A 17,464-nucleotide genomic window follows, 5' to 3' on the forward strand; every position below is an offset into this window, starting at 1 on the left:
CACCCGCAGCCGGCTAGGCGGCCCTGGTCATGATGCGGATGACGTCCAGCGAGCGCGGCGGTATGTCCGGATCCTCCGCGTCGTTGGTGGCGAGCATCACATGCGCCTCGCGGGCGGCGCGGACGGCCTCGGGCCAGCCGTGGTGCTCCAGATAGGCGGAGACGGGGGCGTCCGCGCCGACCTGGTGCATGATCCGCAGCACCCGCAGGGCGGCGGCGTCCACGGCGGCGGCCTCGGCGGAGTCCCTGAATATGGTGCCGACGTACTTCTCGGCGGACCAGTTGTCGAGCCAGGTGTCCTCGACCAGGCGGTACACGGCGTCGGTGACGTCGCCGTACCCTTCCCGGCCGGCGAGCCAGCACTCGTGGTGGAAGACGGGGTCGGAGAGCATGTGCAGCGCCGAGCGCACGTTGGTGCGCCAGCGCCACCACGGCATGTCAGTGAGCGGCATGCCGCCCATGGTGGAGGAGCGACGGCCGCGACGGGAAGAGTTCTCCGAACCTTGCTGCACGGTGCTCGATCGTACGTTCCTTCACACCGTCCCCGCACGGGCCCCCGCAATTCACCTGGATGTCACCGACCGTTGAGGGGCGCACACCGCGCCGTTACCCGGGGCCCGGAAAGGTCCAGGTCCATGACCGGACGGCGACGCCCCACCTTTCCCCGCCCCTTCCCTGGCGTCATCAGCGCGGCGGCGGCGGGGGCGGTGCTGCTGTCCGGCTGCGGTGTGCTCCCTGGGGCCTCGGGGGGGTCCAGGGAGCCCGTCACCGTGATGACCTGGGCGCCCGACCGGTCGGAGGACATCAACGCGGTGAAGATGGCCGGGGTGCCCGCGATGGCGCAGACGTACGCCCGCTGGGTCAACGACACCGGGGGCATCGACGGGCGCGAGCTGCGGGTGGTCGTCTGCGACGAGGGCGACACCCCGCTCGGCGCCGAGCGGTGCGCGCGGGAGGCCGTCGACAGGAAGGTGGCCGCCGTCGTCGGTTCCTACAGCCGCCACGGCCAGAGCTTCATGCCCGCCCTGGAGGCGGGCGGCGTCCCGTACATCGGCGGGTACGGCGCCTCCACCGAGGAGTTCAGCAGCTACCTCTCCTACCCGGTCAACGGCGGCCAGTCGGCCCTGCTGGCCGGTCACGGGCGGCAGTTGGGCGGCAGCTGCGAGCGCGTCTCGCTGGTGCGGCCCGACTCGATCAGCGGTGACGGTATGCCGCCGCTCCTCAACAACGGACTGATGGCCGCCGACCGGCCCGCCTCCACCGACATCCTGGCCCCCCTGGACGCCACGTCCTACGACGAGCAGGCCGCGCAGGCGCTGGAGCGGTCCGGCGGCGGCTGCGTGACGGCGGTGCTCGGCGCCCGGACGGAGACGTTCTTCGACTCCTTCCGCCGTCTGGAGCCGGACGGCGAGCAGGTCAGGATCTCGTCCGTGCTGGGCAGCGTCAGCCAGCCGCTCATCGACCGCACGGGCGGCCGGAACAGCCCCTTCGAGGGCGCCTACGTCACCGGCTGGTACCCGGACGCGAGGAACGCGCGCTGGCAGGAGATGCGCGACGTGATCGGGAAGTACGCCTTCGGGGACAACCGCATCGACGCGGACGACACCGCCGTGCAGACGACGTGGATCGCGTACACGGCGCTGCGGGCGGCGGTACGGGCGATCGGCGACGAGGACGTCACGTCGGGCCGGGTCGTGGCCACCCTCAACGGAGGCGTCGAGGTCGACACCGGCGGCCTGACCCCGACGCTCCGCTGGCGCTTCAAGGACTTGGTCGGCACGTTGAGCTACCCGCGCATCGTCAATACGAAGGTGACGTTCCAGGTGGTCCGCGAGGGCCGTCTCACCGCCCAGAAGAAGGGCTTCGTGGACGTGGCGGACACCCTGACGGACGCCCCGCGCAGCTAGAGGGTGTCCTGCCCTCGGGGTCAGAGCTCCGTGGGCGTGTGCTTGGTCAGGGCGTACTTCGCCGCGATCGCGTTCCAGAGCCTGGACGCCTCGCGCTTGGCCTCGGTGGCCACCCCGCTCTGCTGGTTGGCCTTGGCCGTCTCGCTCGTCGACCGGGCCTGGCCGCCCTTGCAGACGGACTTGTTCTTCTTGGCCTGCCGGGCCCAGGTGGCGTAGTGCTCGTCGGCCGCCTCCGAGGCCTTCCACGCCCGGTTCAGCGACGCCGTCAGCTCCGCGTTCTGCGGGAGTTTGTCGACGGTCAGGCCTTCGAGCCGGGTCACCAGGTCGCGGCGCTGCTGGGCGGCGCCCTTCAGGTCGGTGTTGGCCCGGTCCAGGTCCTTGCAGGACTTGATCTTCTCGACCGCGCTGATCACCGCGGCCCGGCTGTTGTTGCTGTCGGCCAGCAGCTTGTCCAGCGCCTCGGCCTGCGGCTTCGCCGGGTCCGGCGGCGCCGCCTTGGTCGTGGGCTCCGTCCCGGCCGGTGAACTCTGCGCGGCCACCGGCTGTTTGTCGTCCCCCTCGGAATCGCCGCCGAGGCTCCACAGGGCGCCCGCGCCGAGTCCGATGACGGCACAGGCGACGACGACCGCGGCGATCAGCGGAACGTGCGCGGACCGCCGGCGCGGGGCCTCGCCGCTCTGCTGCGGGACCGGCCCGTCCTGCTCCGCGCGGCCCTGGAAGCCCTGGAGACCGGACTGGTAGCCACCGGGCGCCTGCGGCGGCAACGGGCCGCCCTGGGCCTGCTGCTGGGGCTGGTAGCCCTGCTGCTGGTACGGGGACGGGGGCGGCTGCCCCGCGTCGAACTGCGGCATCTGCTGCGTGGCGCCCGCCGGTTCGTCGTTGCGGAACAGGTTGTCGAACTCCGCGGGCGGCTGCCGGTCCCCCGGCGCGCCCGGCCTGATCCCGTACGGGGCTCCGCCCGGAACCGGGGGTATGTACTGGGTCGCGTCGGCGTCCCCGCCGCCCGGCTGCGGCCCCACGGGGCCGGGGCCGCCGGGGACGGGCGCGATGTACTGCGTGGCGTCCGCGTCGCCGCCGGGAGCACCGTGGCCGCCCTGACCGCCGCCCTGAGCGCCCTGCGCGCCGGGCCCGGCCTCCGGCGGCAGCGGCTGCGCGTACGGCTGCGGCTGGTGCTGGGGCTGGTAGCCGTGCGGCTGGTACGCACCGGGCTGCTGGTGCGCCTGCTGCTGCTGCGGGTACGAGCCGGGCTGCTGCGGCTGCTGGTACGCCTCCGGGCCCTGCTGCTGCTGCGCGGGCGGCAGGGGCTGCGCCTGCGGGTAGCCGTAGGACCCCTGCGCCTGCGGGTAGCCGTAGCCCCCCTGCGCCTGCTGCTCCGGCTGCTGCGGGTAGCCGTAGCCCGTCTGCTGCTCCGGCTGCGGCGCCCCGGCGGCCTGCGGCCCCCACTGCTGCCCCCACGGCTCGCCGCCCGCGGGAGCCCCCTGCTCGCCCTGTCCACCCTGCCCGGCCGCGGGGGTCCCCGGGGTCCAGGGGGCTCCGCCGTCGGCGGGCAGCACGACACCCTCGTGCGCGGGTCGTGCGGCGGGGAGCTGGTGCTCGCCGCCCTGTCCGCCCTGTCCGCTCTGCGTCACCGGGACTCCTACGTGTGAACCTACGGAATCGTCGGCTCACGCTATCGGGTGGTCGCCCGCCTCCGCCAAGCGCGTGGTGCCCCTCACGACCCCTTCACAGGGCGGGTAACACCCCGTGGCCCCACGACGCTGTTAATGGCCGGACCGCCGCGAACACGGCCCGGACCGCGCCGACGACCACCTGTTCCTCACGCCGCCTGGAGCTCCAGGCGCTCGCCGAACTCCCGCACCGCGGGCTCCTCGCCGTAGGGCGTGAGCCGCTGCTGGAGGTCGTCGAGGTATTCGGCGCCCCGGCTGGAGCGCACCGTGGACAGCAGCTCCATCGCCCGGGTCCCCGTATGGCACGCCCGCTCCACCTCCCGCTGCTGCACCTGGGCCGAGGCGAGCAGCACCAGCGCGATGCCCCGCCGCCGGGCCCGCGTCTCCGGCAGCGCCGCCAGCGCTTCCTTGGCCCGCCGGGCGGCCTCGTGCGGCTGCCCCAGGTCCCGGTGGCAGTGGGCCAGTTCGTCCGCGAGGTAGCCCGCGTCGAAGTGCCGGATCCAGACCGGGTCGTCGCCGGTGTCCGGGTCGGCCTGCTCCAGCGCGGCGACCGCCCGCCCCGTCACCGCGTGGCAGGTGCGGGCGTCCCCGAGCAGCGCGTGCCCCCGGGCCTCCGCCGCGTAGAACATCGCCCGGGCGCGGGGGGTGACCTGGCCCCGGGCCCCTTCCTGCGCGGCGCGGGCCAGTTGGGCGATCTCGCGGGGGTTGCCGAGCTGGGCGGCGAGATGGCTCATCGAGGCGGCGAGCACATAGCCGCCGTACGCCCGGTCGCCCGCCGCCTGGGCGAGGCGCAGCGCCTGGATGTAGTAGCGCTGGGCGAGGCCGGGCTGCCCGGTGTCGACCGCCATGTAGCCGCCGAGCTCGGTGAGCCGGGCCACCGCGCCGAACAGCTCCCGCCCCACCTGTTCCCGGTACGCCCCCGAAAGCAGCCCGGAGACCACGCTGTTGAGGTAGTGCACGAGCACCGGCCGCACGTGGCCGCTGCCGAAACGGTGGTCGAGGTCGGTCAGCGCGGCGGTCGTCGCCCGCACCGCCTCGACGTCGGACATCCCGACCCGGGCCCCCGCCGCCCGCTCGACCTGGGCGTCGGGCCCCGAGATCAGCCAGTCCCGGCTGGGCTCGACCAGCGCGGACGCGGCGACCGCCGACCCGGCGAGCAGATCGCGGCGGCCCACGTCGCCGCGCCACAGCTCGCAGACCTGCTCGACGGCCCCGGCGACGGTCGGCGCGTACTGGAGACCGACGCCGGAGGCCAGGTTCTTGCCGTTGGCCATGCCGATCTCGTCGATCGTGACCGTACGGCCCAGCTTGCGGCCCAGCGCCTCGGCGATGATCCCCGGGGCGCGGCCCCGGGGCTGCTGCCCGCGCAGCCACCGGGCGACCGAGGTCTTGTCGTAGCGCAGATCGAGCCCCCGCTCGGCCCCGACCATGTTCACCCGGCGCGCGAGGCCCGCGTTGGAGCAGGCGGCCTCCTGGATGAGCGTCTGGAGCCGTTCGTTGGGCTGGCGGGCTACGAGAGGCCTTGCAGCCATATGTCCCCCTGAAGCATCGGTTATGTGCAGTGATCGGTGGAAGGGATCACTGCCCGGCACATACACAAGAAATGCGCATATTCCATCGGCATTCGGTACGGACATGGCGCGTTGCACCGTCGCGCGGGCCCGGGAGCGGTCCTGGGCGGCGGTCCTGGAGGTGGTTACCCGCCCTTCGGTGCGACGCCTCCCGCGCGCCCCCGCCCGTGCACCGGTGCGCCCCGCGTGCAGGATCGATGCGCCGGGCCCCGGTTCAGGGGAGGCCGTAACCCCAGGTGACGGCGGGAGTTGTGCTGGGCGTGGAAGAGCCCATCAAAGTCACGGAAGCCGCACAGGTCCCCCAGCAGCGGAGCGAGCCGCTGCTCGACGCCGCGGTGCGGTATGCGGAAGAGCGTCACTGGGACGTGTTCCCCGGCACCTGGCTGGAGGCGGTGGGCGGCGGCGAGCGGTGCTCGTGCGGCGACGCCGGCTGCGTCCTGCCCGGCGCCCACGCGGACCGGCCGGACTGGGCGGGCCAGGCGACCGGCAGCGGGGCCGCGGCCCGGCGCATGTGGACCCGGCAGCCCCGCGCATCGGTGCTGCTGCCGGCCGGCCGGGCCTTCGACGCGCTGGAGGTCCCCGAGTCCGCGGGCTTCCTGGCGCTGGCCCGGATGGAGCGGATGGACCTGACCCTCGGCCCGGTCACCCGCACCCCCGACCGCCGGATGCTGTTCTTCGTGCTGCCCGGGGCCGCCGCCAAGGCCGCCGAGCTGGTGCGCGCGCTCGGCTGGAACGCGGAGACGATCGATCTGACCGGCCGCGGCGAGGGCCACTACATCGCCGCGCCGCCCACCCGGGTCGGCGGCCGGGGCGCCGTCCAGTGGGCCCGCAGGCCCACCCACGCCAACCGCTGGCTGCCCGATGTGGACGAGCTGATCAGCCCGTTGGCGTACGCCTGCGCCCGGGAGGCGGCCGACGCCCGCGCCCGGACCTCGTAGGGCCTCGTCAGGGCTCGCAGGACGCCGGAGGCCTTCGCCGGGCGCCTTTCGTAGGGTGGTCCCCACCACGTGGGGATATCGAGAGGCTGTGCCATGCCGGACCGGGCAGATGCGCGTACGGAGACAGACGCGGCGGCGGGTGGTGCGCGGGAGGCGCGACCCGCCGTTCGCGTACAGGGGTTGTGGAAGCGGTTCGGGGAGCAGGTCGCCGTCGCCGGGATCGATCTGGAGCTGCCCGCGGGGAAGTTCATCGGCCTGGTCGGGCCCAACGGGGCGGGCAAGACGACGACGCTCTCGATGGTCACCGGGCTGCTGCGGCCCGACCTGGGGAAGATCGAGGTCGCGGGCCACGACGTGTGGACGGATCCGGTCGAGGTGAAGTCCCGGATCGGGGTGCTGCCGGAGGGGCTGCGGCTGTTCGAGCGGCTCTCGGGGCGTGAACTGCTCGCCTACAACGGCCGGTTGCGCGGGCTGCCCGGCGACGAGGTGGACAAGCGGGCCACGCAGTTGCTGGACGTGCTGGATCTCGCCGGCTCGCAGCACAAGCTGGTCGTCGACTACTCGACCGGCATGCGGAAGAAGATCGGGCTCGCGGCCGCCCTCCTCCACAATCCTGAAGTGCTGTTCCTGGACGAGCCGTTCGAGGGCGTCGACCCGGTCTCGGCGCAGACCATTCGCGGGGTACTGGAGCGCTACACCCGGTCCGGGGCGACCGTGGTCTTCTCCAGCCATGTGATGGAGCTGGTCGAGTCGCTGTGCGACTGGGTCGCCGTGATGGCGGCGGGCCGGATCAAGGCGCAGGGCACGCTGGCCGAGGTGCGCGGCGACGCGGCGTCTCTGCAGAGCGCCTTCCTCGAACTGGTCGGCGCGGGCGGCCGGGACACCGGCGACTCCCTCGACTGGCTGGGCGGCGCCCGATGAGCGTGCTGGACGCCCCGGTCACCGCCGCCGCCCCGGCCGCGCCGACCGCGGGCCTCACCCCGATCTTCGTCCGGCTCAAACTGACGCTGCTGCGCAACGGGCTGCGGCAGTCCTCCGGGCGCAAGGCGGCGTTCATCGCCTCCCTCGTCTTCACCCTGCTGCTCGCCGCGGGCCAGGTGCTCGGCCTGGTGCTGCTGCGCGGCAACGAGCACGCGGCCACCGTCGTGGTGCTGCTCACGGGGGTCGTGGCGCTCGGCTGGGCGGTGCTGCCGCTGTTCTTCCCGAGCGGTGACGACACCCTCGACCCGACCCGGCTGGTGATGCTGCCGCTGCGGCCGAAGCCGTTGATCCGGGCCCTGTTGGTGTCCTCGATGATCGGCATCGGCCCGCTGTTCACCCTGTGCCTGGTGGTCGGCTCGGTTCTCGCGCTGGCGCACGGTGCGGCGGGCGTGCTGTTCGCGGCGCTCGCGGTCCCGCTGACGATGCTGTTGTGCGTGGCCCTGTCCCGGGCGGTGGCCACGGCCAACGTACGGCTGCTGAACTCCCGCAAGGGCCGCGACCTCGCGGTGCTGAGCGGGCTGGTGATCGCGGTGGGCATCCAGTTCGTCAACTTCGGCGCGCAGCGGCTCGGCCAGGCCGGCGGCCTCTCCACGCTGGACCCGGCGGCGGACGTGGTGCGCTGGCTGCCCGGCGCCTCCGCCGTGGCGGCGGTGGACGCGGCATCGGACGGTTCGTACGGGGTCGCCGTCCTCCAGCTGCTGATCACGGTCGGCGCCCTGGCGGCGCTGATGTGGATGTGGCAGCGGAGCCTGGTGAAGCTGATGACCGCGCCGGACGGTTCGACCCTGGCGGCGGCGGAGCCGACCCGCGAGAAGTCCGGCCGGGGCGGTCTCCCGTCGCTGCTGCCGGAAGGCCGTACGGCGACGGTGATGCAGCGCAGCCTGCGGTACGTGGCCCGGGACCCGAAGACCAAGGCGGCCTGGGTGACGGCGCTGGCGATCGGGGCGATCGTGCCGCTGCTCAACGCGGTCCAGGGCACCGGCTCGGTCTACTTCGCGTGCTTCGCCGCCGGGATGCTCGGCATGCAGATGTACAACCAGTTCGGCCAGGACACCTCGGCCTTCTGGATGGTGGCGCTGACGATCTCCTCGCCGCGGGACGCGTACGTCGAACTGCGGGCGCGGGCACTGGTCCTGCTGCTGCTCACCCTGCCGTTCACGCTGCTGGTGTGCGCGGTGACGGCGGCGATGATCGGTGACTGGCGGTCGCTGCCGGGGGCGATGGGCCTGTCCTTCGCGCTGCTGGGCTCGATGCTGGCGACGGGGGCGGTGGCCTCGGCGCTGTTCCCGTACTCGATCCCGCAGGAGGGCGCGTTCAAGAACGTGGTGCCGGGGCAGGGCGGTCTGGCCTGGATCTCGATCCTCGGCGGCATGCTGGCCGCCGCGCTGCTGTCCGCGCCGGTAATCGTGCCGACCATCTGGATGCACGTCACGGACCACCACGACGCGCTGTGGCTCATGGTGCCGGGCGGGCTCGTGTACGGGGCGCTCATCGGGTGGGCGGGACTGAGGATCGCCGCCGGGCGCACGGCGAACCGGCTGCCGGAGATCCTGGCGGCGGTCAGCAAGGGCTGAGCCGCAGCCCTCGCCGAGGACCACGGGGAGACCGGCTCCCGGTCGTCGCGCGCCCGCCAGGGATTACGGGACGGCCCTCAGCTGCTCCAGGAACGGCTCCACCGCGGCCCGCCAGCCCTCCGGCTGGTCGTAGTGGACGAGGTGGCCCGCGTCCGCCACTTCCGCGTACTGCCCGCGCGGGAGGACGCGGACCATCTCCTGGGCCTCGGCGCGGCCCAGCTCCCCGTCGAGGCCGCGCAGCACCAGCGCGGGGCACTGGACCTGGGCCAGCTCCTCCCAGTGGGCGTCGAAGACCCAGGTGGCGCGGGAGCGGAGCATCTGGGTGCGGGAGAAGACCGGGCGCCAGCCGTCCTCGCACTCGGCCATCACCTCGGCGTAGAACTCGCCGCGCGCGGGGTTCGGCCGCTCCACCCAGGGGTCGTCCTCGCCGAACCACTTCCGCACGTCGGCGAGGGTGGCGAAGGGCAGCGGCCAGGAGTCGAACCAGTCGCTCCACTCACGCTGGGAGGCCGCCCCGAGGGCGGAGGCCCGCATGTCGCAGACGACGAGGGCGCGGACGAGGTCGGGGCGCTTGGCGGCGAGCTGCCAGCCGGTGAGCGCTCCCATGGCGTGGCCGACGACGGTGACCGGGCCGAGCCCGAGCTGTTCGATCGCGGCCTCGGCGTCGGAGACGTAGGCGTCGCGGGTGTACGGGCCGTCGGCGGGCTTGTCGCTGCGGCCGTGGCCGCGCTGGTCGAGGCCGACCGCGCGGTGCCGCTCGGTGAGCCAGCGGGCGGTCGGGGCCCAGTGCGAGGCCCGGCCCATCAGCCCGTGCAGCAGTAAGACCCCGGGAGCGCCGTTCGCCTCCGCACGCTCCTTGGGCGGGTCGGCGAACTCCCATGCCGCGAGGCGTACGCCGTCGGTTCCGGTTACGTCGATGCGCCGCACCATAGTCCTGGCACCCCCTTCTGGTCCTCGATCACCGTGTGGTCGCGCCGCCAGGCTATCGAACTTGTATTCGAAAACGGGGTTCCGCCACCCAACACCCCACGTTCGAGTGACACCCGTCAAGGATTGATGCCGGCCGGCCTGGGGAGATCTTCAGCGGGAGGCGGGCCGCTCGGGGACAGGGGCCCGCGGGAGATGACCTTGAGAGCTCGGGGCTCCGGGTCAGCACCGGGGAGGAACGGCCCCGGCGTCTTCGGACGCCGGGGCCGCCCCCTGTCCGGGGACGGCCGCCGACGGACGCGACAACGATGGCAAGCGGCGACGCGAGGCTCCCCGCACCAGCCGGGATCAGGGCGTTCCGAAGCGCGACGGGCGCCGCGCGGTGCGCGTGACGGTACGACGGGCGCATTCCCTGCTCCCTCCCCGACCGTGCCGGCCGTGGCCGGCCGACACCCTCAGGTCCTCTGCCTGGCCTCAGCCTGGCACGCGACGCGTCCGGCCGCTGCGATTCCGGACGGAAATCGGCGAGCGCACATCACGGTTGTGTTGCCGTGGCCGGCGCGGGGCCGGCCACCGGGTCAGCGCCTGGCGACGAACACGTGCGAGGCGACCTCGGAGTCGAGCTCCGCGGCCTCCCCGCTGGAGCCGACCAGCACCCCGCCGGGCGACTCGGTCACGCTCACGACGGACCCGGGCTGCACCCCGGCCCTGCGCAGCGTGTACATCAGCTGGGCGTCGGTCTGGATCGGCTCCCCGATCCGCCGCACCACCACGGTCTTGCCCTCGGCGCCCGGGTCCAGCTCGGCCAGGCTCACCATGGAGGCGTCCAGGAACGACTCGGCCCCGGCCTTCTCGCCCAGCTCCTCCAGGCCCGGGATGGGGTTCCCGTACGGCGACTCCGTCGGGTGGCGCAGCAGCTCCAGCACCCGCCGCTCCACCGCTTCGCTCATCACGTGCTCCCAGCGGCAGGCCTCGGCGTGGACCTGCTCCCACTCCAGGCCGATCACGTCCACGAGCAGACACTCGGCGAGCCGGTGCTTGCGCATCACGCGGGTGGCGAGGCGGCGGCCCTCCTCGGTCAGCTCCAGGTGGCGGTCCCCCGCGACCTGGACCAGTCCGTCGCGCTCCATGCGGGCCACCGTCTGACTGACGGTCGGACCGCTCTGGTCCAGCCGTTCGGCGATGCGGGCGCGCATGGGGACCACGCCTTCCTCTTCCAGTTCGAGGATGGTGCGGAGATACATCTCCGTGGTGTCGATCAGTCCGGACATACGTGCCCCTCGATGCTGTGACTAGAAAACGTCGTGCGATGGCCCTGCCCAATTCTGACGCATAGCGCCGACAACCGTGCCGCCTCGGTGGAAGACCGGTGGAAGAGCGTGCGCGCTAGGGCGCCGGGCGGTATTGACAGTCCACTGGTCCAGACCGCAACGTGATCGGCGGCACGGGCATTCCCGAGCCGCCGAACGCGCTGCGCACCACCCGTTCCACCGCTGCCCCACACCCGTCGAGAAGGGCTCTCCCCGATGAGCGACAGCAAGCTGGCCGGTCAGTTCTTCGATGCGGCGATCGGCCTGCTGACACGGGTGCGGGACGAGGAGGCGGACAGCATCGCCGCCGCCGGCGCCGCCGTCGCGGACACCGTCGAGGCCGGCGGACGGCTCTTCGCCTTCGGCGCGGGCCACTCCTCGCTGGCCGCCCAGGACGTCGTCTACCGCGCGGGCGGCCTCGCCCTGATGAACCTGCTCACCGTGCCCGGCGTGGTCGGCGTGGACGTCATGCCCGCCACGCTCGGCTCGGCGCTGGAGCGGGTGGACGGGCTCGCCTCGGCCGTCCTGGACTCCAGCCCCGCCACCGCCGGGGACCTCCTGGTGATCGTCTCGCTGTCCGGACGCAACGCCCTGCCGGTCGAGATGGCGCAGAACGCGCGCGCCCTCGGGCTGAAGGTCATCGGCGTCACGTCGGTCGCGTACGCGGAGAACACCCGCTCCCGGCACACCTCGGGCGGCTTCCTGCGGGACCACTGCGACATCGTCCTGGACAGCAAGATCGCGATCGGCGACGCGGAGCTGACGGTCTCCGGTGTCGAGGCCCCGTTCGCCCCCGCCTCGACCGTGGTGACCAGCGCGATCATGCAGGCGATGCTGGCGGCCGCCGTCGAGCGGCTGGTGGCCCGGGGCGTCGAGCCGCCGATGCTGCGCTCGGGGAACGTCGACGGCGGCCACGAGTGGAACGGCCGGGTCATGACGGAGTACCGGGACCGGATCTTCTACCGCCACTGAGCGAGCACCTCCGGCGGGCGCGGCTACCGCCGCTGGGCCCGCGCCACCGGGAGGCGCGTGGGCAGGGTGACCCGGGCCGTCAGGCCGCCGCCCGGGTTGGCCCGCGCGCCGACGTCCCCGCCGTGCGCCCGCGCCACCGACGCCACGATGGAGAGCCCGAGGCCCGCGCCCTCGCCCGGTGCCTGGCGGCGGGCCCGCGCCCGGCGGAACGGTTCGAACAGCAGCGGCACGGTCGCCGGGTCCACCTCGGGCCCGGTGTTGGCGACCTCCAGGCCGTCCGGCCCGACCCGGACGGTCACGGTCCCGCCGGGGTGGTTGTGGCGCAGCGCGTTGGCCACCAGGTTGTGCACGAGGTGGTCGAGCAGGACCGCGTCGCCCTCGACCGTCACCGGCCGGGCCGTCACCTCCACGGTGATGTCCCGTTTCTCCGCCTCGGCCGCCAGCGCCTCGGTGACCGTGGCGGTGGTCTCGTCCAGCGCGACCCGCTCCCGCCGCCGCAGCCCCTCGTCGGAGACCGCGAGGAGCAGCAGCCCCTCGATGAGCCGCTCGCTGTTCGCCGCGGTGTCGATGAGCTTGTCCCGGATCCAGGCGACCTTCTCGGGCGGCGGGTCGTCGGCGAGCCCGATCTCGGCGGCGGCCCGCTGCACGGCGAGCGGGGTGCGCAGCTCGTGGGCGGCGTTGGCGGCGAACCGCTGCCGGGCGGCGACGAGCTGCTCGATCCGGTCGAGCATCCCGTCGAAGGTGTCGGCCAGCTCCTTGAGCTCACCGGGCGGGGCCTTCAGCGCGAGGCGTTCGTGCAGGTTGGAGCCGGAGAGCCGGCGGGCGCGGGCGGTGATGACGCCGACCGGCCGCAGCACCCGGCCCGCCATCCACCAGGCGAGGGCCACGGAGAGCGCGGAGTAGACGGCGAGGGAGACCCCGGAGACGGTCAGCAGCTGGCTGAGCGCCGCGTCCCCGGCCGCGGTGCTGACCTTCTGCGCGACGGCGTACTGGCCGGGCTCCAGGACAGCGGTCTGCGCCCAGTCCGAGGTGGGGAGGGCGGGTGCCGGAACGGAGCCGACGTCCATCCGGGCCGTGGGGACGGCCGGGGCGACGGCCGTGACGATCCCGGCGTACACGCCTTCGCTGACCAGCAGGTAGACGATGGCCAGGAGCAGGACGCCGGCCATGACCAGCAGTCCGCCGTACAGCGCGGCGAGACGGGTGCGCTCACTGTTCACCGGGCGTTCCCCCCGCCCGCCGGGCGCTCCCCGATGCGGTAGCCGGCTCCCGGGACGGTCTCGATCACCGGGGGCGCGCCGAGCTTGGCGCGGAGCTTGGAGAGGGTGACGCGGACCGCGTTGGTGCGGTAGCTGGTGTCCTGCTCCCACACCTCCTCGATCAGGTCGTCGCCGCTGACGACGGCGCCCTCGGCCCGCAGCAGGGTTTCCAGCACGGCGAACTCCTTGCGGGAGAGGGAGAGGAAGCGGCCGTCGCGGCAGACCTGGCGGCGGGCGGTGTCGAGTCTCAGCCCGGCCCGTTCCAGGACGGGCGGCAGGGCCGGGCGGGCGCGGCGGCCCAGGGCGAGAACCCGGGCGAGGAGTTCGTCGTACGCGAACGGCTTGGTCAGGTAGTCGTCGGCGCCGAGGCCGAGGCCGGCCACCCGGTCCCGTACCGTCCCCGCGGCGGTGAGCATCAGGATCCGGGTGAGCAGCCGCATCGCGACGACCCTCCGGCACACCTCGTCGCCGTGCAGCCCCGGCAGATCGCGGTCGAGGATCATCACGTCGTACGCGCCGAACCGCAGCCGCTCCAGCGCCGCCGCGCCGTCGGGGGCGATGTCCACGGCGACGGCGTCGCGGCGCAGTCCCTCGGCGATCATCTCCGCCAGGAATTCCTCGTCCTCCACCACCAGCACGCGCATGGGCCCTGTGTACCCGAAAGCGATGTTTCGCCGGTGTAAGCATCCGGGCCGACAGAAACGAAACCGCGTCCTCGCGCACGCTCGGGCCGTTCGTACCCGGCCTGTCAGCAACCGACGAGGAGCCCCCCATGAACCAGACCCCTTCCGGCCGGACCGCCGCGCGCTCGCGCGGGCGTTCCCTCGCCGCGGCCTGCGCGCTCGCCGCCGCCCTCGCCCTGACCGCCACCGCGTGCTCGGGCGACGGCGGCGGGACGCAGGCCGGCGGATCGGCATCCGACACCAAGAAGACGGAGGAGGACCAGGCGCTGGAGCACCGCAAGTGTCTGCGCGACCAGGGTCTGGACATCCCCGAGCCGAAGCCGGGCGAGAACGGCATGGGCGTGACCATCGACGGCGGCTCGATGGGCAAGGAGAAGATGGAGAAGGCGTTCAAGGCCTGCGAGGACAAGGCGGTCGGCGGCGGGCCCAAGGAGCTGACGCAGGCGGAGAAGGACAAGATGGTCGCCTTCGCCCGGTGCATGCGCAAGAACGGCTTCGACATGCCCGACCCGAAGTTCGACGGCGGGGCGATGCAGGCGGCGCCCGCGCTGAAGCAGAAGGACATGCAGAAGTTCGAGAAGGCCAACAAGGCGTGCGAAAGCGTCGGCCGATGAGGCGTGGACGGGCCGTGGCGGCGGCGGTGGCGGTGCTCGCCGTGGCGGCCGGCTCCCTCGCCCTCACCCAGCTCGGGTCCGGCGAGGAGACCGGCGGGGCGAAGAACACCGGGCTGCCCCCGGCCACCGCCCCGGTCGAGCGCGGGGACCTGCGCGAGCGCGCCCAGGCCGACGGAACGCTCGGCTACGACAGGGAGCGCAAGGTCAACGCGGGCGCGGCGGGCACCATGACCTGGACACCGCGCACCGGCTCGACCGTGGAGCGGAACGAGCGGCTGTACGAGATCGACGGCCGGCCGGTCCGCCTGATGTACGGCTCCGGGCCGATGTACCGGACGCTGAAGCCGGGCGACAAGGGCCGGGACGTGGAGCAGCTGGAGCGCAATCTCGCGGAGCTGGGCTACACGGGCTTCACCCCGGACGCGGAGTACACCGAGCTGACCGCGGCGGCCGTCAAGCGCTGGCAGAAGTCCCACGACGTGCAGCAGACGGGGAGGGTCGGGCCGGGGGACGTCGCGTTCGCCCCGGGGAAGGTCCGGATCAAGAGCGTCGGGGCGGGCGTGGGCGAACAGGCCCAGCCGGGCGCCCCGGTCCTGGTCACCACCGGTTCCGAGCGCATCGTCACCTTCCGGCTGGACGTCGCGGAGAGCCAGGTGGCGAAGGCGGGCACGAAGGTCGAGGTGGAGCTGCCGGACGGCACGACCGCGCCCGGGAAGGTCTCATCGGTGGGCCGCACCGCGAAGCCCGGAGACGACCCGCAGGACGACAGCCCCAAGGTGACGCTGACCGTCTCGTTCGACGACCCGGACGAGGTCGGCGGCTTCGACCAGTCGCCGGTGACGGTGAACCTGACGGGCGAGACCAGGAAGGACGTCCTGACCGTCCCGGTGAACGCGCTGCTCGCCCTGCCCGGCGGCGGCTTCGGCCTCCAGGTCGTCCGGGGGGGCACGGCCCGTGAGGTGAAGGTCGAGCTCGGCATGTTCGCCGAGGGCCGGGTCGAGGTGTCCGGCGGGGGTCTGCGCGAGGGCATGAAGGTCGGGGTGCCGAAGATATGAGCACCAACGCCGCCACCGCCACCGGCCCGGCGCCCCACCCCCGTACGGTCGTCGCCCTCACCGGCGTCACCAAGGAGTACCCGGGCCCGGTCGCCGCGCTGCGCGGGGTGGACCTCACCGTCGAGGAGGGCGAACTCCTCGGCATCGTGGGCCCGTCGGGCTCCGGCAAGTCCACGCTGCTGCACATCATCGGCACCCTGGACCGCCCCACCGCGGGCTCCGTCCACATCGCGGGCCACGACGTGGCGGCGCTCTCGGACCGCAGGCTCTCCGCGCTGCGGGCCCAGCACGTGGGCTTCGTCTTCCAAGCGTTCCACCTGGTACCGGGCGTCAGCGCCCGCGACAACGTGGCGGAGGGCCTGCTCTACTCGGGCCTCCCCCGCTCGGTGCGCCGCCGCAGGGCGGCCGAGGCCCTGGAGCGGGTCGGCCTCGCGGACCGCCTCGACCACCAGCCGCACCAGCTGTCCGGCGGCCAGAAGCAGCGGGTCGCCATCGCCCGGGCCGTCGTCGGCGAGCCCGCGCTGCTGCTGGCCGACGAGCCGACCGGGGCGCTCGACTCGGCGTCCGGGGAGGCGGTGATGCGGCTGCTGCGCGACCTGAACCGGGAGGGGGCCACGATCGCGGTGATCACGCACGACACGGAGATCGCGGCCCGGTTGCCGCGCGAGGTGCGGATCCGGGACGGCCAGGTGGTCGCGGACGTGACCCACGGGGTCGCCGTGACGACAGGAGCGGAGCTGTGAGCGCCCCGCGCGGCCGCGGACGGGACCGGCTGAAGGCGGCCCGCCTGAGCCCCCGGGACGTGGCCCACGTCGGCTCGTCCGGTCTGCGCAGCCGCCCGATGCGGGTGGTGCTCTCGGCCCTGGGCATCGCCATCGGCATCGCCACGATGATCTCGGTGGTCGGCATCTCCGCCTCCAGCCAGGCGCAACTCCTGCGCGAGCTGGACAAGTTGGGAACCAACCTCCTCGTCGCCTCCCCCGGTGAGTCGATGTTCGCGGGGGAGGACGTGAAGCTGCCCGAGGAATCGGTCGGGATGGTGGGCCGGATCGAAGGCGTGCGGGACGTCGGCGCGACGGCCGATCTGGACGCGACCGTACGGCGCAACGAGAAGGTCGACGAGGACGACACGGGCGGGATCGCGGTCAGGGCGACGACGGCCGACCTGCTGCGCGTCCTACGCGGCGAGGTCAGCAGCGGCGGCTGGCTGAACGCGGCGACCGGCCGCTACCCCTCCGTCGTCCTCGGCCATGTCTCCGCCGAACGCCTGGGCGTCACGAAGCCGGGCGAGCAAGTGTGGCTGGGCGACCGCTACTTCACCGTCACCGGCATCCTCGCCCCGCTCCCCCTCGCCCCGGAGATCGAGCGTTCCGCCCTGGTCGGCTGGGAGGGCGCGAAGCGCCTGCTGGACTTCGACGGCCACCCGACGTCGGTGTACGAGCGCTCGACGGACGCGGCGGTCGGGGACGTACGCAAGGTGATGGCGGCGACGATCGACCCGCAAAACCCGCAGAACGTGAAGGTCACCGACCCGTCGTCGGCGCTCCGCGCGAAGGCGGCGACCGAGGGGGCGTTCAGCAGCCTGCTGCTGGGCCTCGGCGGCATCGCCCTGCTCGTCGGGGGCGTCGGCGTCGCCAACACCATGATCATCTCGGTGCTTGAGCGGCGGTACGAGATCGGCCTGCGCCGCTCGCTGGGCGCGACCCGGGGCCAGATCCGGATCCAGTTCGTCACGGAGTCGCTGATGCTGTCGGGCCTCGGCGGCCTGGCGGGCGTGGCCCTGGGCGCGGCGGCGACGGGGGTGTACGCACACTCCGGCGGGCTGCCCTGGGTGGTCCCGCTCTGGGCGGTCGGCGGCGGCTTCGGCGCGACGCTGGTGATCGGCACGGTGGCGGGCCTGTACCCGGCGGTCCGGGCGTCCCGGCTCTCCCCGACGCTGGCGCTGCACGCGGCGTGAGGGGGGGCGGGGCCCGGGGGCGCGCGTGCCGGGGCCCGCGAGCCCGACCT

The 17,464-nt window shown here is 73.6% G+C and carries 16 protein-coding genes; 9 read left to right on the forward strand and 7 right to left on the reverse strand.

The window, feature by feature from the left end:
• Positions 1-13 precede the first annotated feature (13 nt).
• Positions 14-460, reverse strand: coding sequence for a hypothetical protein (locus tag ACFWRV_RS09850; protein WP_103507901.1), 447 nt, complete (start codon positions 458-460; stop codon positions 14-16).
• 174 nt (positions 461-634) lie between these two features.
• Between ACFWRV_RS09850 and ACFWRV_RS09855 the strand changes: the two genes are divergently transcribed.
• Positions 635-1,906: an ABC transporter substrate-binding protein gene (locus ACFWRV_RS09855; protein ID WP_384330916.1), complete on the forward strand. Its 1,272-nt coding sequence runs from the start codon at positions 635-637 to the stop codon at positions 1,904-1,906.
• Positions 1,907-1,926: 20 nt separating this feature from the next.
• Here ACFWRV_RS09855 and ACFWRV_RS09860 read toward each other — a convergent pair whose 3' ends face one another.
• Entirely contained in the window at positions 1,927-3,534 is a 1,608-nt protein-coding gene (locus ACFWRV_RS09860; RefSeq protein ID WP_384330919.1) for a hypothetical protein, read from the reverse strand.
• A gap of 188 nt (positions 3,535-3,722) precedes the next feature.
• Positions 3,723-5,105 carry a transcriptional regulator gene (locus ACFWRV_RS09865; RefSeq protein ID WP_384330922.1) on the reverse strand — a complete coding sequence of 461 codons (1,383 nt, stop codon included), beginning with the start codon at positions 5,103-5,105 and terminating at the stop codon, positions 3,723-3,725.
• A 290-nt stretch (positions 5,106-5,395) separates the two neighbouring features.
• Here ACFWRV_RS09865 and ACFWRV_RS09870 point away from each other — a divergent pair, with 290 nt between their 5' ends.
• The 3 genes from ACFWRV_RS09870 (at position 5,396) to ACFWRV_RS09880 (ending at position 8,637) form a co-directional block, all read left to right on the forward strand.
• Complete coding sequence (locus ACFWRV_RS09870; protein ID WP_384331357.1) at positions 5,396-6,082, forward strand: bifunctional DNA primase/polymerase; 687 nt, start codon at positions 5,396-5,398, stop codon at positions 6,080-6,082.
• 93 nt (positions 6,083-6,175) lie between these two features.
• Positions 6,176-7,003 (forward strand): ABC transporter ATP-binding protein, encoded by an 828-nt coding sequence (locus tag ACFWRV_RS09875; protein ID WP_384330925.1) that lies wholly within the window; start codon positions 6,176-6,178, stop codon positions 7,001-7,003.
• Complete coding sequence (locus tag ACFWRV_RS09880; RefSeq protein ID WP_384330928.1) at positions 7,000-8,637, forward strand: transporter; 1,638 nt, start codon at positions 7,000-7,002, stop codon at positions 8,635-8,637. The genes ACFWRV_RS09875 and ACFWRV_RS09880 overlap by 4 nt, the downstream gene beginning before the upstream one ends.
• Before the next feature lie 63 nt (positions 8,638-8,700).
• On the opposite strand, the gene ACFWRV_RS09885 is transcribed toward ACFWRV_RS09880, so the two are convergent.
• Together ACFWRV_RS09885 and ACFWRV_RS09890 are read right to left on the reverse strand one after the other, a co-directional pair.
• A complete protein-coding gene (locus ACFWRV_RS09885) occupies positions 8,701-9,567 on the reverse strand; it encodes an alpha/beta fold hydrolase (protein ID WP_384330930.1) in 867 nt (288 codons plus the stop codon).
• 575 nt (positions 9,568-10,142) lie between these two features.
• Entirely contained in the window at positions 10,143-10,835 is a 693-nt protein-coding gene (locus ACFWRV_RS09890) for a metal-dependent transcriptional regulator (RefSeq protein WP_384330933.1), read from the reverse strand.
• 255 nt (positions 10,836-11,090) lie between these two features.
• Here ACFWRV_RS09890 and ACFWRV_RS09895 point away from each other — a divergent pair, with 255 nt between their 5' ends.
• A complete protein-coding gene (locus ACFWRV_RS09895) occupies positions 11,091-11,846 on the forward strand; it encodes an SIS domain-containing protein (protein ID WP_384330936.1) in 756 nt (251 codons plus the stop codon).
• A 23-nt stretch (positions 11,847-11,869) separates the two neighbouring features.
• On the opposite strand, the gene ACFWRV_RS09900 is transcribed toward ACFWRV_RS09895, so the two are convergent.
• Both ACFWRV_RS09900 and ACFWRV_RS09905 read right to left on the reverse strand, forming a co-directional pair.
• A complete protein-coding gene (locus ACFWRV_RS09900) occupies positions 11,870-13,066 on the reverse strand; it encodes a sensor histidine kinase (RefSeq protein ID WP_384330939.1) in 1,197 nt (398 codons plus the stop codon).
• On the reverse strand, positions 13,063-13,749 hold the full coding sequence (locus ACFWRV_RS09905) for a response regulator transcription factor (protein ID WP_384330942.1): 687 nt from the start codon (positions 13,747-13,749) through the stop codon (positions 13,063-13,065). The genes ACFWRV_RS09900 and ACFWRV_RS09905 overlap by 4 nt, the downstream gene beginning before the upstream one ends.
• 128 nt (positions 13,750-13,877) lie before the next feature.
• Here ACFWRV_RS09905 and ACFWRV_RS09910 point away from each other — a divergent pair, with 128 nt between their 5' ends.
• The 4 genes from ACFWRV_RS09910 to ACFWRV_RS09925 are packed head-to-tail and all read left to right on the forward strand — an operon-like array spanning position 13,878 to position 17,414.
• Positions 13,878-14,402 (forward strand): hypothetical protein, encoded by a 525-nt coding sequence (locus ACFWRV_RS09910; RefSeq protein ID WP_384330945.1) that lies wholly within the window; start codon positions 13,878-13,880, stop codon positions 14,400-14,402.
• The gene (locus ACFWRV_RS09915) at positions 14,399-15,457 is read left to right on the forward strand and encodes an efflux RND transporter periplasmic adaptor subunit (RefSeq protein ID WP_384330948.1); all 1,059 of its coding nucleotides are present in this window, start codon (positions 14,399-14,401) and stop codon (positions 15,455-15,457) included. Before ACFWRV_RS09910 ends, ACFWRV_RS09915 begins: the two co-directional genes overlap by 4 nt.
• Positions 15,454-16,200, forward strand: coding sequence for an ABC transporter ATP-binding protein (locus tag ACFWRV_RS09920; protein WP_384330951.1), 747 nt, complete (start codon positions 15,454-15,456; stop codon positions 16,198-16,200). The genes ACFWRV_RS09915 and ACFWRV_RS09920 overlap by 4 nt, the downstream gene beginning before the upstream one ends.
• Entirely contained in the window at positions 16,197-17,414 is a 1,218-nt protein-coding gene (locus ACFWRV_RS09925) for an ABC transporter permease (RefSeq protein ID WP_384330954.1), read from the forward strand. Before ACFWRV_RS09920 ends, ACFWRV_RS09925 begins: the two co-directional genes overlap by 4 nt.
• Positions 17,415-17,464 lie beyond the last annotated feature (50 nt).

Origin of the sequence: Streptomyces sp. NPDC058576 (assembly GCF_042718715.1) — a bacterium.
Classification (GTDB): domain Bacteria; phylum Actinomycetota; class Actinomycetes; order Streptomycetales; family Streptomycetaceae; genus Streptomyces.

Coding starts and splice junctions, on each gene's coding strand:
- ACFWRV_RS09850 (WP_103507901.1), bottom strand. CDS start 460: ATGGGCGGCATGCCGCTCACTGACATGCCGTGGTGGCGCTGGCGCACC.
- ACFWRV_RS09855 (WP_384330916.1), top strand. CDS start 635: ATGACCGGACGGCGACGCCCCACCTTTCCCCGCCCCTTCCCTGGCGTC.
- ACFWRV_RS09865 (WP_384330922.1), bottom strand. CDS start 5,105: ATGGCTGCAAGGCCTCTCGTAGCCCGCCAGCCCAACGAACGGCTCCAG.
- ACFWRV_RS09875 (WP_384330925.1), top strand. CDS start 6,176: ATGCCGGACCGGGCAGATGCGCGTACGGAGACAGACGCGGCGGCGGGT.
- ACFWRV_RS09880 (WP_384330928.1), top strand. CDS start 7,000: ATGAGCGTGCTGGACGCCCCGGTCACCGCCGCCGCCCCGGCCGCGCCG.
- ACFWRV_RS09885 (WP_384330930.1), bottom strand. CDS start 9,567: ATGGTGCGGCGCATCGACGTAACCGGAACCGACGGCGTACGCCTCGCG.
- ACFWRV_RS09890 (WP_384330933.1), bottom strand. CDS start 10,835: ATGTCCGGACTGATCGACACCACGGAGATGTATCTCCGCACCATCCTC.
- ACFWRV_RS09895 (WP_384330936.1), top strand. CDS start 11,091: ATGAGCGACAGCAAGCTGGCCGGTCAGTTCTTCGATGCGGCGATCGGC.
- ACFWRV_RS09905 (WP_384330942.1), bottom strand. CDS start 13,749: ATGCGCGTGCTGGTGGTGGAGGACGAGGAATTCCTGGCGGAGATGATC.
- ACFWRV_RS09910 (WP_384330945.1), top strand. CDS start 13,878: ATGAACCAGACCCCTTCCGGCCGGACCGCCGCGCGCTCGCGCGGGCGT.
- ACFWRV_RS09915 (WP_384330948.1), top strand. CDS start 14,399: ATGAGGCGTGGACGGGCCGTGGCGGCGGCGGTGGCGGTGCTCGCCGTG.
- ACFWRV_RS09920 (WP_384330951.1), top strand. CDS start 15,454: ATGAGCACCAACGCCGCCACCGCCACCGGCCCGGCGCCCCACCCCCGT.